We start from the raw sequence: 16,703 nt of genomic DNA, 5'->3' as shown, positions 1-16,703 counted from the left end.
CAGGGGGTAATATGGCAAAGGCAAAGGTAATAACCCAAAGGACCTATATAGGGAAGGATATCCAGGATGTGATGGAGCTTCCGGATTTGATCGATATTCAGCTCTGTTCCTATGAGCGTTTTCTGCAGCGGGAACGTCTGCGGAATCATCAAGCCCCGGCAATTCAGGGACTGGAAGAAGTTTTCAGAACCACCTTCCCCATTGAAAGTCCCGCCGGTGACATGACGTTGGAATACGAATATTACACCCTGGACGAGGACAACATCAAATTTGCCGAACAGGATTGTAAACAGAAGGGACTTACCTATGCAATGCCCCTGAAAGCGCGGATCAACCTGATCTTCCAGCAAACCGGGGAGATCCGGCAGAAGGATATTTATATGGGGGATATCCCCATTATGAGCGAACGGGGCACCTTTATTATAAACGGGGCCGAACGGGTGGTGGTCTCCCAGATCCACCGTTCGCCGGGGGTTATCTTCAGTCACGAAAAGGGGATTTATTCTTCCCGGATTATCCCCTACCGGGGATCCTGGCTGGAATTTGAAATCGACCAAAAACGGGAACTGATCTATGCCAAGATCGACCGGAAAAAACGTATCCTGGGGACCATATTCCTCCGGGCCCTGGGCTATGAAAGCCGGGAGGCCATTATTCAGGCCTTTTATGCGGTGGAAACCCTGGAGGTAAAGGACGATAGGGAGACCAGGGAGCAATTTTCCGGCAAGGTCCTTGCCGCGGCGGTGTGGGTTAATGAAAACGCCGATGACGCCGGTAAAAACGCCCCGGCCGGGGAGCGGAAAAAACTCTACCGGGTCGGCGAGAAACTGCACCCCCACAATGTGGACGAACTCCTGGCAAACGGGGTGAGCTCCGTGGAGGTTATCAACTTTGAAGCCCCGGAATCCCTCAATTCCCCCATGCTCCTCAACTGTTTCGAGCGGGAGGAGATCAAATTCCTCAAGGAGGATCCCAGCCGGGATGAGCCATCTAAGGAAGACGCCCTTTCCGCGGTTTATTCGGTCCTGATGCCCGGGGAATCCATCACCGTGGATGCCGCGGAAAAAGACCTGTTGGGGATGTTTTTCACCCCCCGGCGTTACGATCTGGGCAAGGTGGGCCGGTATAAACTCAACAAAAAATTCGACTTTAAACCCCCCCTGGATGAATTTACCCTGACCAAACAGGATATCATCGCCACCATGAAATTCCTTATCAAGGTGTATGTGGGGGATGAAAATATCGACGACATCGATCACCTGGGGAACCGGCGGGTCCGGTCCGTGGGGGAATTAATGGCCAATGCCCTTAAAACCGCCTTTAGCCGGATGGAACGGATCGCCAAGGAACGGATGAGCCTTAAAGAGACCGATACCATTAAGCCCCAGGACCTTATTTCCATTAAACCGGTGGTGGCGGCGATTAAGGAATTTTTCGGATCCAGCCAGCTTTCCCAGTTCATGGACCAGGTAAACCCCCTGGCGGAGCTGACCCACAAGCGCCGGCTCAACGCCCTGGGCCCCGGGGGACTTTCCCGGGACCGGGCGGGTTTTGAGGTCCGGGATGTGCATTACACCCATTACGGCCGGATGTGCCCCATTGAGACCCCGGAAGGTCCCAATATCGGCCTTATCGTGTCCCTGGCAAACTACACCAGGGTAAACGAATACGGCTTCCTGGAAACTCCCTACCGCAAGGTAGCCAAGGGGATGGCCACCAAGGAAATTGAGTACCTCTCCGCCATGGACGAGGACCGCTATTACATAGCCCAGGCATCGGCGAAGCTGAAGAACAACGGTTCCTTTGCGGACGACCAGATCTCCTGCCGCCGTCAGGGGGATTATACCACCCGCGCGCCTGAGGATATTCAGTACATGGATGTTTCCCCCAAGCAGATCATTTCGGTTTCCGCTTCCCTCATCCCCTTTCTGGAACACGACGACGCCAACCGGGCCCTGATGGGCTCCAATATGCAGCGCCAGGCGGTTCCCCTGGTGTTCCCCGAGGCCCCCCGGGTCGGGACCGGTATGGAGGGGAAATGCGCCTATGATTCGGGGGTGCTGGTCAAGGCCCGCCGGAACGGTACGGTGCTCCGGGTGACTTCCCAGGAGATCGTGCTCAAACCCGCCGAAGGGGGAAAGGCCAATGCCGCCACCAATGCCGAGGGGCTGGATGTGTATCCCCTGATCAAATATCAGCGGACCAACCAGGATACCTGTTACAACCAGCGGCCCCTGGTAAAGATCGGGGAAAAGGTCCTGGCCGGCCAGGTTATTGCCGACGGACCGGCCACCCGGAACGGGGAATTGGCCCTGGGCCGGAATATCCTGGTGGGCTTTATGCCCTGGAACGGGTACAACTATGAAGATTCCATCCTCATCTCCCAGCGGGTGGTGAAGGATGATATGTTCACCTCTATCCATATAAAAGAGTTCATCACCGAGGTCCGGGAGACCAAATTGGGGCCGGAAAAGATAACCCGGGATATTCCCAATACCTCTGAAAAGAGTCTGGATAACCTGGACGCCGAGGGGATCATCCGGGTGGGGGCCAAGGTCCGATCCGGGGACATCCTGGTCGGAAAGGTAACCCCCAAAAGTGAAACCGAAACCACCCCGGAATTTAAGCTCCTCAACTCCATTTTCGGGGAAAAGGCCAAGGAGGTTCGGGATTCCAGCCTCCGGGTGCCCCACGGCATTGACGGGACCATCATCGACATCCAGCGGCTTAAGCGGACCGAAGGGGACGACCTTAACCCCGGGGTAGACGAGGTGGTAAAGGTCCTGATCGCCACCAAACGGAAGCTGCGGGAAGGGGATAAGATGGCGGGCCGCCATGGCAACAAGGGGGTGGTGGCCCGGATCCTCCCGGAGGAGGATATGCCCTATATGACCGACGGTACCCCCCTGGATATTTGCCTGACCCCCTTGGGGGTTCCCTCCCGGATGAACATCGGCCAGCTTTTGGAAACGGAATTGGGCTGGGCGGCCAGTACCCTGGACCAGTGGTTCTCCGCCCCGGTGTTCCAGTCCCCCTCCACGGAACAGATCGAGGAAAAGCTCAAGGAAGCGGGACTCCCGGTGACCAGCAAAACCGTACTCCGGGACGGCCGGACCGGTGAAGCCTTTGTAAACCCCATCTTCTGCGGGATAATTTACTTCCTCAAACTCCACCACCTGGTGGACGATAAGATGCATGCCCGGTCCACCGGCCCCTACTCCCTGGTAACCCAGCAGCCCCTGGGGGGCAAGGCCCAGTTCGGCGGTCAGCGTTTGGGCGAAATGGAGGTCTGGGCCCTGGAGGCCTATGGGGCGGCCAATACCCTGCAGGAACTTTTGACCATCAAGTCTGATGATATGACGGGCCGGTCCAAAATATACGAAGCCATTGTAAAGGGGGAGCCTTCCACCACCGCGGGGATCCCCGAATCCTTCAACGTGCTGGTCCAGGAACTGCGGGGCTTGGCCCTGGACATGACCATCTATGATGCCAAGGGCAAACAAATTCCCCTAACCGAGCGGGACGAGGAATTGATAACCAAGAGCGGGAGTAACTTTTAGGGGGATATGACGATGCGGGACATACAGGATTTTGATTCCATCATGATACGGTTGGCCTCGCCGGAGATGATCCGGGCGTGGTCCTACGGCGAGGTTAAAAAGCCGGAAACCATCAATTACCGGACGCTGCGGCCGGAGAAGGACGGGCTCTTCTGTGAGCGGATCTTCGGCACCACCAAGGAGTGGGAATGTTACTGCGGTAAATTTAAGTCCATCCGGTACAAGGGGGTCATCTGTGACCGCTGCGGGGTGGAGGTAACCCACTTTAAGGTGCGCCGGGAGCGGATGGGCCATATTGAGCTGGCAGCCCCGGTATCCCACATCTGGTATTACCGTTCGGTGCCGAGCAGGATGGGACTGCTCCTGGATCTTCCCATGGCAAGCCTCCGTTCCATCCTCTACTATGAAAAATACGTGGTTATTGACGCCGGGGATACGGATTTAAAACGGATGCAGCTCCTGACCGAGGAAGAATATATGGAAGCCCAGGAACGGTACGGCGGGGCCTTCAGCGCCGGCATGGGGGCGGAGGCGATCCGGACCCTCCTGGAGAATATCAACCTGGACCAGATCGCCACGGAACTCCGGGCCAAGATGATCGAAAAGGGCGCTAAAAGTGATAAGCGGCTCCTTAAACGGATCGAAATCGTGGAGAATTTCCGCAATTCCGACAATAAGCCCGAATGGATGATCCTGGACGTCATCCCGGTGATACCTCCGGAATTACGGCCCATGGTACAGCTTGACGGCGGCCGCTTTGCCACCAGCGACCTCAACGACCTCTACCGCCGGGTGATCAACCGGAATAACCGGCTGAAACGGCTCCAGGGCCTGAACGCCCCGGATATCATCATCCGCAATGAAAAACGGATGCTCCAGGAAGCGGTGGACGCCCTTTTCGACAACTCCAAGAAAAAGCGGGTGGTCAAGGGCGCCAGCAACCGGCCCCTGAAGTCGATCAGCGATATGCTCAAGGGAAAACAGGGCCGGTTCCGGCAGAACCTGTTGGGGAAACGGGTGGATTATTCGGGCCGTTCGGTGATCACCGTGGGGCCGGACCTTAAGATGTGGCAGTGCGGGCTGCCCACCAAGATGGCCCTGGAACTTTTCAAACCCTTTATCATGAAAAAACTCGTGGATAAGGACGTGGTATACAATATCAAAAAGGCCAAGATGCTGGTGGAGGCGGAGACCCCCGAGGTTTTCGCCATTCTGGACGAGGTGGTAAAGGAACACCCGGTCCTCTTGAACCGGGCCCCCACCCTGCACCGTCTGGGGATCCAGGCTTTTGAGCCGGTTCTGGTGGAGGGAAAGGCCATTAAGCTGCACCCCCTGGTGTGCCACGCCTTTAACGCGGACTTTGACGGGGACCAAATGGCGGTCCATGTGCCCCTGACCCAGGCGGCCCAGATGGAATGCTGGACCCTGATGCTTTCCGCCCGGAACCTCCTCAACCCCGCCAACGGGAAAACCATCGTGTTCCCCTCCCAGGACATGGTTTTGGGGATCAACTTTTTAACCCGGATCAAGCCAAACGCCAAGGGCCATGGCCGCCGCTATACCGGCACCAACGAAATTCGTATGGCGGTGGAGTCCAAGGCCCTGGATTGGGAGGCGGTTATTCGGGTAAAGTCCACCAAGTTCCCGGTCTGGGAAAAGGTGGGGGTCGAAACCAAGTTGGCGCGGGACAAGATTATTGAAACCACCGCGGGACGGCTGATCTTCAACGAGGAGCTGCCCCCGGAGATTCCCTTTATCAACTATGAACTGAAGGACAAGGAACTGCGGGCCCTTATCGAAAATATTTTTTCCGAAAAGGGATCCTGGACCACCGTACAGATGTTGGATGCCATAAAGAACACGGGGTATAAATACGCCACGGTTTTCGGCGCCACCATCGGGGTGGACGACATTGTGGTGCCCAAGGAAAAAACCGAGATGATCGACAAGGCCAACAAGGAGGTCGATTCCATCCAGAAACAGTACCGCCAGGGCCATATCACCCAGGAAGAACGGTACAACCGGGTCGTAGAGGTTTGGTCCAAGACCAACGAGGATCTGACCAATATCATGATGAAGACCCTGGAGGCGGACCGGGACGGCTTTAATTCGGTGTATATGATGGCCAATTCCGGGGCCCGGGGAAGCCGCAACCAGATCCGCCAGCTGGCGGGGATGCGGGGCCTTATGGCCAAGCCCTCCGGGGATATTATTGAGCTGCCCATCCGGTCCAACTTTAAGGAAGGGCTTTCGGTGATCGAGTTTTTCATCTCCACCAACGGCGCCCGAAAGGGGCTGGCGGATACGGCCCTCAAGACCGCCGAGGCCGGCTATTTGACCCGGCGTCTGGTGGATATCGCCCAGGACGTGGTGGTGAACGAGGATGACTGCGGGACCATCAACGGTATCTCCTATTCCGCCATCAAGGAAGGGGAGGATATCGTTGAACCCTTAAGCGAGCGTATTGTGGGCCGCTATACCCTGGAACGGGTGAAACACCCCATTACCGGGGAGCTTATCATCGACGTAAACGAGGAAATTACCGAGGAAATCGCCGCCACCATTGAGGCTGCGGGGGTTGAGTCCGTGCGGATCCGGACGGTCCTTACCTGCGAGGCAAAACACGGGGTCTGCCGCCGCTGTTACGGCCGGAACCTCGCCACCAACCGCACCGTGGATATCGGCGAGGCGGTGGGGACCATCGCCGCCCAGTCCATCGGTCAGCCCGGTACCCAGCTTACCATGCGGACCTTCCATATCGGCGGGGCCGCCACCAAGATCAGCGAGGAGAACCGGACCTTCCTCAAGTATCCGGTGTATATCCGGGATATAGTGGGCGCCCATGTGCCGATGCCCGACGGCCGGCGGCTTTTTACCCGCAAGGGCTATGCCATAATCAACAAGGTGATGAAGGAATATAAGCTTGACGCCAAGGATGAACTCCTGGTGGAAGACGGCAAACGTATTATCCGGGGGGAACCGATTATCCGCCGGGGGACCAAGGAGATCCTCTCCTCTGAAATCGCCTATGCCATGGTTCAGAAGAAAAGCCTCTATCTTATCGGTCAGGATCAGAAGATCGATATACGAAACGGCTCGGATTTTGTGGTGAAAAAGGGCGATGTGGTGGGGGCGGAAAAGACCATTGCCACCTTTGACCCCTTCTCGGACCCCATCATTGCCGAAGCCTCGGGGATCATCAAGTATGATGAAATTATCCCGGGCACGACCTTGAAAGAAGAACTGGACGAAGAAACCGGTAACACGGAAAAACGGATTACCGAATATCAGCTGGAGAGCAAGCAGCCCCGGATCCTCATTTTGGATGACGAGGGGACAGAGCTGGCTTCGTATTTCCTCCCCGGCGGGGCCTATATCCAGGTTGACGAGGGGGAACGGATCAACGCGGGGCGGACCATCGCCAAAACCCTCAAGGAATCGGCCAAGGCCATGGATATTACCAGCGGTCTGCCCCGGGTCAGCGAGCTTTTTGAGGCCCGTAAACCCAAGAGCCCCGCGGTACTGGCCCAGGTTTCGGGGGTGGTCCGTTTTAACAAGGGCATTGTCAAGGCCAAACGGGTGGTGATCATCCAGGATGCCTTTGGTAAGGAGTACAAACATCTTATTCCCATGACCAAGCGGCTGCAGGTCCGGGACGGCGATACCGTCGAGGCCGGGGAAGCGCTCTGCGTGGGGTCCATCAATCCCCATGACATCCTGCACATCCTGGGGGAAAGCACCCTGCAGCGTTACCTGATGGACGAGATCCAGCAGGTATACCGCCTGCAGGGGGTATCCATCAACGACAAACACATCGGGGTTATCGTCCGCCAGATGATGCGGAAGGTGGAGATCGTGGCGGTGGGGGATACCAAATTCATCTTCGGCCAGATGGTGGACAAGTACCGCTTCCACGAGGAAAACAACCGGGTCATCGGCGAAGGGGGGCAGCCCGCGGTGGCCCGGCCCATGTTCCAGGGCATCACCAAGGCCAGCCTCAATATCGATTCTTTCCTGTCCGCGGCCAGCTTCCAGGAGACCACCCGGGTACTGACCAACGCCGCCATTGCCGGGTCCACGGACTACCTGCGGGGGCTTAAGGAGAACATTATCATCGGCCATCCCATCCCCGCGGGTACCGGCATGAAGCGTTACCGGGCGGTGAAGCTCTTTGACGAGGAGCAGCAGGACCTGGACCTTTATATGCAGGAGATCCTGGAGAAACGGAAACTCGAAGTGGTTGCCGAACCGGAGGAAGAGGATTTTTCCACGGAGGAAGTCGAAGAACAACCGTAGGCTATGCTAGATAGATCCTACCAGTTCCAGGCTGGGTTTTAGGGTTTTGTCGCCGGGGGTCCACTTGGCCGGACAGACCAGGTCTCCGTGTTCGGCCACGAATTGGCAGGCCTGGACCCGGCGCAGAAGTTCATGGGCGTTACGCCCCACATTCCCCGCAAGTACCTCGAAGGCAATGATTTTGCCCTGGGGATTGATGATAAAGCTGCCCCGTTCCGCGATCCCCTCCGTCAGGTTGAATACATCAAAAGCCCGGGCCATCTTGCCGGTGGGGTCCGCCAGCATGGGGAATTTGATTTTTTGGATGGCCTTGGAAACATCATGCCACGCCTTATGGATAAAATGGGTGTCACAGGAAACAGAATAAATTTCACAGTTCAGGGCCTTAAACTGGTCATACAGTTCGGCCAGATCCTCCAATTCCGTAGGGCATACAAAGGTAAAATCCGCGGGGTAAAAGAAAAATAGGGTCCAGGCGCCTAACACATCTTTTTTGGTGACTATTTTAAAGGTATTAATGTGGAAGGCATGTACGGAAAAATCAGCTATCTCTCTATGTAATAAAGACATACAATCTCCTGTTTTTTAAAGCAAATACAAAACTTCAGGGGTATTCTCAGCAGCAACCGTGTTTTGAAATCAGCTAACAATAAAATTCTAGTGCGTTACCAATGCCGTTGTCAAGAAAATATCGGGCGGAACCGGTAATAAAATAACCACGAACCACTTATGCAGGAAGAATAGGATAACCACGAACCACTTACACAGGAAGAATAGGATAACCACGAACCACACAAACCACACGAACTTCTGTTTAGAATTCCTAGAATTATTATATGAATTCTATATTTTCTTTGTGAAGTTTGTGTGGTTCGTGGTAAATTTCTCAGCTTAAATTAACCTACCCGAAACCCCCCGAACTTTTGCTTCGAATTCTAGAATTTATACCTGAATTCTCTCCTTTGTTCGTGAGGTTTGTGTGGTTCGTGGTAAATTTCTTATATCGTTTGCAAGATACTATCCCCCCAGGTACGCCTTTTTTACATCGGCGTTGTCTGCCAGTTCCTGGGAGGTACCGCTGGCAAAGATCTCGCCGGTTTTCAGCACGTAACCCCGGCCGGCGAATTCCAGGGCGACCTTGGCATTTTGTTCCACCACCAGGATGGTAATATGTTTGACAAAATTAAGCTGCCGGAGAGCGCGGAACATTTCGTACATCAGTTTCGGCGCCAGGCCCATGGAGGGTTCGTCCAGCATGATGAAGTTGCTGCCGGTCATCAGGGCCCGGCCCACCGCCAGCATCTGCTGTTCGCCGCCGCTGAGCAGTTCCCCCCGCTGCTTGCGCCGTTCATAGAGCCGGGGGAAGAGGCTGTAGACCAGGTCCAGGTTTTCCCCGATAATGTTCGCCCGGTTGATGTCCCGGCGGTGGGGAAAGGACGCGATTTGGAGGTTTTCCGCCACCGTCAGGTTGCCGAAAATATGCCGGCCTTCGGGGACCAGGACCATCATCTTTTTCTGAATCAGCGTATGGGGTTCGGTTTTGAGGATGCTCTCCCCGGCATAGAGGATGTCCCCCCCGGAGACCACCGGCGCTTCCGGCCGGGGCAGCCGGGCCAGGCTGAGGAGGGTTGAGGTTTTTCCCGCGCCGTTAGCCCCGATAAGGGTAACGATCTCCCCCGTATCAATGCTGAAGGAAATACCGTGGAGGGCTTCGATGTTTCCGTAGGAGACCTTGAGATCCTTTACTTCCAGCAGCATTATATTTCTCCGTCCCCAAGGTAGGCTTTAATAACCTCGGGATTAGATCTGATCTGTTCGGGGGTACCGGAGGCTATCTCCTTCCCAAAATCGATTACCGAAATATTATGACAGAGGGTCATGATAACTTCCATTTGATGTTCGATCATCCAGATGGTTAGTTTGAAGGTATCGTGGATCCAGTGGATGTAATCAATGAGGCTGGAGATATCCGCGGTGCTTAAGCCCGCGGCGGGTTCATCCAGCAAAAGCAGATCCGGCTGCAGGGAAAGGGCCCGGGCGATTTCCACCCGGCGCTGGATCCCGTAGGGCAGGTTTTTGGGGTACTCGTCGGCCAGATCCTCCAGGTTGAATATCTCCAGCAGGTCCCGGGCGGAACGGGTAATCTTCGCCTCCTGCTCCCGGTAACGCCGGGTGTTGAAAAAAGCGTCCGCCACATTGTACCCCAACTGGTAGTGCTGGGAGATACGGATATTGTCCAGGACCGTCAGCTCGTTCCAGAGCCGTATGTTCTGAAAGGTTCTGCCTATTTTCAGCGCCGCGATTTGGTGGGGTTTCATGGCGTTGATCCGGATCCCGGCCACGATAATGTCCCCCTCGGAGGGGATATAAAAGCCGCTCACCAGGTTAAAAACCGTGGTTTTTCCCGCCCCATTGGGGCCAATCAAGCCGGCGATCTCCCCTTTTTTAAGGGAGACGTTGATATCGGTCAGGGCCTGGAGCCCGCCGAAACGGTGGGTCAGGCTTTTAATTTCAAGATGCTGTTCCATGGTTAGGGCCTCCTTTACCGGTGTTTTTAGGTACGCCGTTACGGGACATTTTTTTTATTCCCGGAAGAAAATCGATCAATTCCCGGTTCCCCAGTAAGCCTTCGGGGCGGAATTGCATGAGCAAAATGAGCAGCAGGGGGATAAACACCCATTTGAGGATCTGCAGGGGCCTGAGTAATTCCAAAAGGAGGGTAAAAAACACCGCCGAAAGGACCGACCCCGAAAGGGAACCCATGCCCCCCAGGTACACCATGACCATACCCTCGGTGGATTTCATAATGTTGAAAGAGCTGGGGTTGATAAAGCCCAGCATGTGGGCAAAAAGCCCGCCGCCCACCCCCGCAAGCCCCGAGGAAAACATAAAGGCCAGGAGCTTCATCCGGTTGGTATTTACGCTCATAATTTCCGCGGAGATTTCGTCGTAGCGGATGGCGGAAATTCCCTTGCCCAAAACCGAGCCCATCAAGCGTTTGATGGCGATCACGCAGATAACCACAAACAACATGATCCAGATGAGCATCCAGGGCAGGGGGATAAGGTCCGACATGGCAAAAAGGGTGCTTTTCATCCCCATTAAGCCCCGGCTTGCCCCGACCACTTCCAGGTTATTGATGGCGGTCATAATGATGTAGTTTGCCGCGATGGTGATGATCGCCAGGTAGTCATCCCGGGTTTTGAAGGAGGGGATGGCCACCAGGAGCCCGGCCACCGCCGCCGCCGCCCCGCCGATGAGGATCACCAGGGGAAAGAGGAACACAGCGCTCTGGGGGGGCAAAACCGCGGCCCCGGTGAATTTGTTTTCGGTAAACAAAATCAGGGAAAGCACCGAGGATACATAGGCGCCCACGGCCATAAAGCCCGCATGGCCGCAGGAAAATTCCCCCATATAGCCGTTGACGATATTGAGGCTGCTGGCAAAGATGATATTGATCCCGATGGACATCAACACGCTCTGGATATATTGGTTGATTACGCCAAAGGCCGCGAGCAGGGTGATAAGAATCATCGTACCGGCGACAAGTCCAATGGTCAGGGCCTGGTATTTTCTTTTTATGCTTGCATCTAACGGCTGCGCCATAGGGCAGACCCTCCTATATTTTTGTACTCCGGGGCACCCCGAAAAAGCCCGTCGGTTTCAGCACCAAAATGATGAGCAGAATCACAAAGGAAATAAGGTCCTTAAAGCTGGAGGGGAAAAAGGCGGCGAAAAAGATCTCGATAAAGCCCAGGATAAAGCCGCCGATAAAAGCCCCCTTGATGTCGCCGATGCCGCCGACCACCGCGGCGATAAAGGCCTTCCAGCCGATGATGGTTCCCATATAGGGGTCCAATACCGGGTAGGACATGCCGAAGAGGATCCCCGCCACCGCCGCCAGGCTCGACCCCAGGGCAAAGGTAAAGGTGATAACCTGATTTACCGGGATGCCCATGAGGGGGATGGCGAATTTGTCGTATGAAATAGCCCGCATGGACATACCAAACAGGGTTTTTTGCACGATAAACTGAAGGATACCGAACACCGCAAAGGCCGCGATAATCACCATCAACTTGAGGTTGGTAACTACCACCGGCCCTATTTGCCACAACTGTTTGTCGATAATGTCCGGAAAACTCCGGGAACTGGCGCCCAGGACCGCCAGATTGCCGTTTTCAAGAATAAAACCTACCATGAGGGCGGTGATTACCACATAGAGACGGTTAACGCCCTTTCTCCGCAGGGGCCGGTAGGCGATCCGCTCGATGGTGATCCCCAGGAGGGCCGTACCGATCATGGTGAAGATCAGGGTAAGGCAAAAAACCGCCCCGCCGTTCCCGGCCAGTTTCCCCAGGAGGGCCGTGGCAACAAAAAAAGCGATATAACAGGCGGTCATAAAAATATCGCCGTGGGCAAAGTTAATAAGCCGTAAAACCCCGTAAACCAGGCAGTACCCCAGGGCTATCATCGAATAAAAACTGCCCCACTGGAGAGCGTTAAGAACATTCTGTAACAAGGTTGTCAGCACCAAACACCTCCGTGTAATAAAGTTAGGAGTTAGGAGAGAGAAGTTCACTCCTATCTCCTCACTCCTATCTTTTCTCTGTTACGGTTTCAAGCTCGTCACGTATACAAATTCTCCGGCGTTACTGACCTGCACCACCACCGCGTCTTTCTCCGGATCTCCTTCGGCGTTGAAGTTCATCTTTCCGGTGATTCCATCGTAGTTCTTCAGGGCCGCAATGGCATTTTTGATGGCATCCCGGTTCTGCTGAAGGTTATTCGTAAGCCCCGTGTTTTTAATGGCTTCCAGGACTATCATCACGGCGTCATGGGTAAGAGCCGCCACATCATCGGGAATATAGCCATAGGCGGTGCTATATTCGTCGATGAATTCCTTGGTTTTCCCCACGGCCCCCGCGGCGGCGTAGTGGGTGGTAAAATAATACCCCGCCACCGAGCCTTTGCTCAAGGCCCACAGGTCCGCGGAACCCCAGGAATCACTGCCCATGATGGGTTTATTCCAGCCCAGATCCTTGGCCTGGGGTACGACCAGTCCCACAAAGTTGTAATACACCGGCAGGTAGAGCATTTCCGCGCTGGAATTGACGATCCGGGTTAACTGGACGGAAAAATCCTGATCCCGCTGACCAAAACTCTCAAAGGCCACCACCGAGCCGGGACCGTTCAGTTTTTCCCAGTTATCCCGGTACAGTTCCGCCAGGGTCTTGGAATAATCGTCTTCCAGGTTATAGAGGATCGCGGTCCGGGTAACCTTAAACTGATCCTTGGCAAATTTGGCCGCCACCGGGGCCTGGAAGGGGTCCAGGAAGCAGGCCCGGAACACATAGGGCCGGTTTTTCGTGGTATCCGGGTTGGTGGACCAGGCAGACACCATGGGGGTGCGGTTGTCGTTGTTGATCTGGCCCGCGGGAATGGCCCGGCCCGAGCCCTGGGGGCCTATCACCGCCAGAACCTGGTCCTGTTCAATCAATTTGATGGCTGCCTGCACCGCGGATTCCGCTTTGAGCTCATTATCCACATAAATAAAGTCCAAAAGGTATTTTTTCCCTTTGACTTCAAGGCCGCCCTGGGCGTTGATTTTATTTTTGATGAGTTCCCCGGCATATTTGCTGCCTTCGCCAACCATGGGAGAATCACCGGTTAACGGAATGTTAAAACCGATTTTGATGGTGTTTTCCCCGCCGCCCCCGGCCGATACCATGGACAGGGTCAGCAGAAAAAAGATCCCTAGAAAAACAGTAACCTTTTTCATTCTGTTTCTCCTCCTCTTGTGAGGGGTCAAAGCCCCTTTCTTAAACTAAGTCCGGACTAGATCCGGTTTTGCAACAACTCAAGTTGCGTCTCTACTGTAGGGAAAAATAGAAAAACGATCAAGTATTTTTATGCAAAAAAAGCCCTTTTTTTACCGTTTTTTTGAAAAAAATGAATATTTATGCAGATCAGAGGTGCCGGACGGCGGGATGCAACCCATGGATTTGACAGGTATCATGCGGGATAGTATACTAAAGCCATGGAAACCCTGAGTGGCGCTTATCGGGATCTCATTAAAGAGATAATGGCTGTTTCAAAGCTGGCCCGGGTCGTGACAGAGCATAATGTCTATCAGGAGGGGGATAAAGACGCATTGCGTCTGGTGGACAGGCTGGTTGAAGATTTGATCCTGCCCGGGTCCGGTATTTCGGGAATGGATCATCTGAATGAGCTTTTCCGTAAGGCATCCGAAGGAAAGTCCTGCCTCCTGCTTTTGGAACATTACAGCAACATGGACCTGCCGAATTTTTCTTATCTCCTGCGAAAAGAGCCGGATCATGGTGCGGAAATCGCCCAGGCCCTGGTGGCCATTGCCGGGATGAAGCTGAATGAGGAAAATCCCGCGGTGGCGGCCTTTACCGGGGCCTATACCCGGCTGGTGATATATCCCAGCCGCTCCCTTTTGTCCCTGGACACGGAGAAAAACAAAGAGGAGATTGTCCGCAGTAACGGGATCAACCGGGCGGCGATGAAGACCCTCTTGAAGATAAAGGTTGAGGGGAAATTGATCCTGGTTTTCCCTTCCGGCACCCGGTACCGGCCCTGGGACCCAACCACTAAAAAGGGGGTCCGGGAAATAGATTCCTATATTAAATCCTTTGATTATATGTGTATGGTGGCAATCAACGGGAATTTACTGCTCATCCGGCAGGGGGATATGATGGACGATTACGTCAACCGGGATGTGGTACGGTACACCGCGGGACCGGTGGTTTCCTGCGCCGAATTCAGAAACCGGACTAGGGAACAGGCCCAGGCCGCGGGGATCGAGGACAAAAAACAGGCAACGGTGGACGCAATTATGGAAAACCTTGAAAAGATGCATCTGGAGGCGGAAAAACACCGGGAAACGCTGCTCGAAAAGCAGGGAATCGTCAAAAAAGACCCGGAAACGTGATGCGTACGTGACACGTAAGTTGGTCACGCCCCCGGGTAAAGAATGGAGAGCGACAGTTTTTTAAATCACCCAACTACCATTGAGGTGTTTGGTTGAAAAACAAGGTTTTTCAACACTATTTCAAGGTGGTTACCGAGAGAGGTAAGCAGTAACCACCCTAAAGTACTAAATTGTTTTGCCGGCAGCGGTTTCCGGTTCATTCCGCCAGCCGCTTGCCCAGTTCGTAACATAACGTGAGGGCTTCTTCGTTCGGTTCAAGCTGGGCTATGATCCCGTCTCCGTCAACCGAGGCCCCAAGTTTCTTCATCCGTTCCACCCAGTCCCGCATCCACTGCCCGTCGCCCCAGTCATAGGAGCCAAAAAGGCCGAGTTTTTTCCCCTGTACATCCGCGGCATGCAGGGAGGCGATAAAGGGTTCCATTTCCCCTTCCTCCAGGACCTCAGCGCCCATGGCGGGACTGCCGAAAGCCAGGGCATCCGCCCCCTTAACCAGGTCTGCCGAAGCGGCATCCACCGGTTTTATGACCACTTCTCCGCCATTTTCACCGGCGCCCTTGGCCACGGAATTTGCCATGGTTTCGGTATTCCCGGTTCCGCTCCAATAGATGATAACTATCTTTTTCATCGGGATCTCCTGTCAGTTAGCTTTAACTAACATAGCATAGGTGAAAAAAAATGTAAAGGGAGAATAACAAAATTTTTCAAAAAAATCATCTTTTTTTTCGCTTTTTTTTAAATTTCGGTAAAAATTCACGGTGATCCACCGGGGGCGCCCCTGAGGACCAGCTTGAGGGGGAGGTGGTCGCTGAGTCCCAGGCCGGTACGGGGGTTATAGGCGTTGGGATACCCCTGGGCATTGAGGAAGGGTTCCTGGGCCATCACCTGACAGGAATCAAAATCCCAGCCCAACTGGTCAAATAGGGCCTCGGACAAGAGCAGATGATCGATGGTTTCCCAGTCATCCTGGTAATGATAGGACCCTTGGGATAATTCAATGCCCCAGGGAGAATAAAACGCCCGGGAACCGGAGGGGAAATGTTCCGCCCGGGGCGGTTTTTCCCCGCTGATAATAAGAAAATCATCGTAAACCCGGGCCCCGGCGGGAATTTGGCTGGCGGATTCGGCTGCCGTGGGATCGTCCGGGAGCAGGGCGCTGAGGTAGGAGCCCCTTTGGCGGTAAAATTCATCATGATTTTCATTGAGATCCCCCAGGATTATCACCGGTACCCCGGGATTTTCTTGCTGTATCTCCTCCATCCTGCGGTTAATAATCCAGGCCGAAGCCCGGCGGAGGGATTCGGTGTTTTTATCCCCCCCGAGTTTTGATTTCCAATGGCAGATAAAAAGAACCAGGGGCTGGCCGTCGGGCAGCAGCCAGAGCTCCAAAATAGGCCGGGGGGTGGCTTCCGTCCCGTAAACCGCGGAATGGGTTTTGGTCTTGGTAAAGGGGAAGCGGCTGAGAACGCCGATCCCCAGGGAAGCCTCCGGGTTATTGGCGAAAAAAGTCCAGGAATATGTTTGTTTCCCCCCGGTTTCCGAAGCAAGGGTTTCCAGAATTTGGGGGTTTTCCACCTCCAGCAGCGCCAGGATATCCGCTGCCAGTTGGTCCACCCCCTGGGAGAGGAAGCTTAACCGGGCCCGGTATTTTTCTTCCGACCACCCCGACGAAGGGGTGTATTCCCCATATTCGTTCCCGGTCTCAATTCCGTCAAATAGGGCCTGTACATTCCAGGCGGCGACGCTTACGGTCCCCGGTACATCCGGGGCCGAAGCCACCGAACAACTGTTGAGCCCCAAAAATAGCAGTATGAACCCCAGGCGGTGTTTGCTTATCCGCTTTATCATTCCAAAGCCTCCTGTACTATATATGGCATTGGGATGCAGGCTGCTTT

General features: G+C 54.5%; 11 protein-coding genes. 3 read left to right on the top strand and 8 right to left on the bottom strand.

Annotated features, from left to right (window positions below; all coding sequences use genetic code 11):
- Positions 1–11 precede the first annotated feature (11 nt).
- Both rpoB and rpoC read left to right on the top strand, forming a co-directional pair.
- Entirely contained in the window at positions 12–3,560 is a 3,549-nt protein-coding gene (gene rpoB, locus LQZ21_RS04610) for a DNA-directed RNA polymerase subunit beta (protein WP_411042999.1), read from the top strand.
- A 12-nt stretch (positions 3,561–3,572) separates the two neighbouring features.
- A complete protein-coding gene (gene rpoC / locus LQZ21_RS04605; protein WP_411043053.1) occupies positions 3,573–7,856 on the top strand; it encodes a DNA-directed RNA polymerase subunit beta' in 4,284 nt (1,427 codons plus the stop codon).
- A 6-nt stretch (positions 7,857–7,862) separates the two neighbouring features.
- Here rpoC and LQZ21_RS04600 read toward each other — a convergent pair whose 3' ends face one another.
- The 6 genes from LQZ21_RS04600 to LQZ21_RS04575 form a co-directional block, all read right to left on the bottom strand.
- On the bottom strand, positions 7,863–8,426 hold the full coding sequence (locus LQZ21_RS04600) for a redoxin domain-containing protein (RefSeq protein ID WP_411042998.1): 564 nt from the start codon (positions 8,424–8,426) through the stop codon (positions 7,863–7,865).
- Between the two features lie 447 nt (positions 8,427–8,873).
- Complete coding sequence (locus LQZ21_RS04595) at positions 8,874–9,614, bottom strand: ABC transporter ATP-binding protein (protein WP_411042997.1); 741 nt, start codon at positions 9,612–9,614, stop codon at positions 8,874–8,876.
- Entirely contained in the window at positions 9,614–10,384 is a 771-nt protein-coding gene (locus LQZ21_RS04590; RefSeq protein WP_411042996.1) for an ABC transporter ATP-binding protein, read from the bottom strand. The genes LQZ21_RS04595 and LQZ21_RS04590 overlap by 1 nt, the downstream gene beginning before the upstream one ends.
- Positions 10,368–11,462 (bottom strand): branched-chain amino acid ABC transporter permease, encoded by a 1,095-nt coding sequence (locus tag LQZ21_RS04585; RefSeq protein WP_411042995.1) that lies wholly within the window; start codon positions 11,460–11,462, stop codon positions 10,368–10,370. The genes LQZ21_RS04590 and LQZ21_RS04585 overlap by 17 nt, the downstream gene beginning before the upstream one ends.
- Positions 11,463–11,475: 13 nt before the next feature.
- Complete coding sequence (locus tag LQZ21_RS04580; protein WP_411042994.1) at positions 11,476–12,387, bottom strand: branched-chain amino acid ABC transporter permease; 912 nt, start codon at positions 12,385–12,387, stop codon at positions 11,476–11,478.
- A 78-nt stretch (positions 12,388–12,465) separates the two neighbouring features.
- Positions 12,466–13,635 carry an ABC transporter substrate-binding protein gene (locus LQZ21_RS04575; protein ID WP_411042993.1) on the bottom strand — a complete coding sequence of 390 codons (1,170 nt, stop codon included), beginning with the start codon at positions 13,633–13,635 and terminating at the stop codon, positions 12,466–12,468.
- Between the two features lie 258 nt (positions 13,636–13,893).
- Here LQZ21_RS04575 and LQZ21_RS04570 point away from each other — a divergent pair, with 258 nt between their 5' ends.
- On the top strand, positions 13,894–14,811 hold the full coding sequence (locus LQZ21_RS04570) for a lysophospholipid acyltransferase family protein (RefSeq protein WP_411042992.1): 918 nt from the start codon (positions 13,894–13,896) through the stop codon (positions 14,809–14,811).
- A 196-nt stretch (positions 14,812–15,007) separates the two neighbouring features.
- On the opposite strand, the gene LQZ21_RS04565 is transcribed toward LQZ21_RS04570, so the two are convergent.
- Both LQZ21_RS04565 and LQZ21_RS04560 read right to left on the bottom strand, forming a co-directional pair.
- Entirely contained in the window at positions 15,008–15,436 is a 429-nt protein-coding gene (locus tag LQZ21_RS04565; RefSeq protein ID WP_411042991.1) for a flavodoxin, read from the bottom strand.
- 125 nt (positions 15,437–15,561) lie between these two features.
- A complete protein-coding gene (locus tag LQZ21_RS04560; RefSeq protein ID WP_411042990.1) occupies positions 15,562–16,656 on the bottom strand; it encodes an endonuclease/exonuclease/phosphatase family protein in 1,095 nt (364 codons plus the stop codon).
- Between the last annotated feature and the right edge of the window lie 47 nt (positions 16,657–16,703).

Origin of the sequence: Treponema sp. TIM-1, assembly GCF_046533115.1 — a bacterium.
Taxonomy (GTDB): Bacteria; Spirochaetota; Spirochaetia; order Treponematales; family Breznakiellaceae; genus JAIRMO01.
Note: the sequence above shows the minus strand (reverse complement) of the source record. Positions and strands in the feature narration are given on the sequence as shown.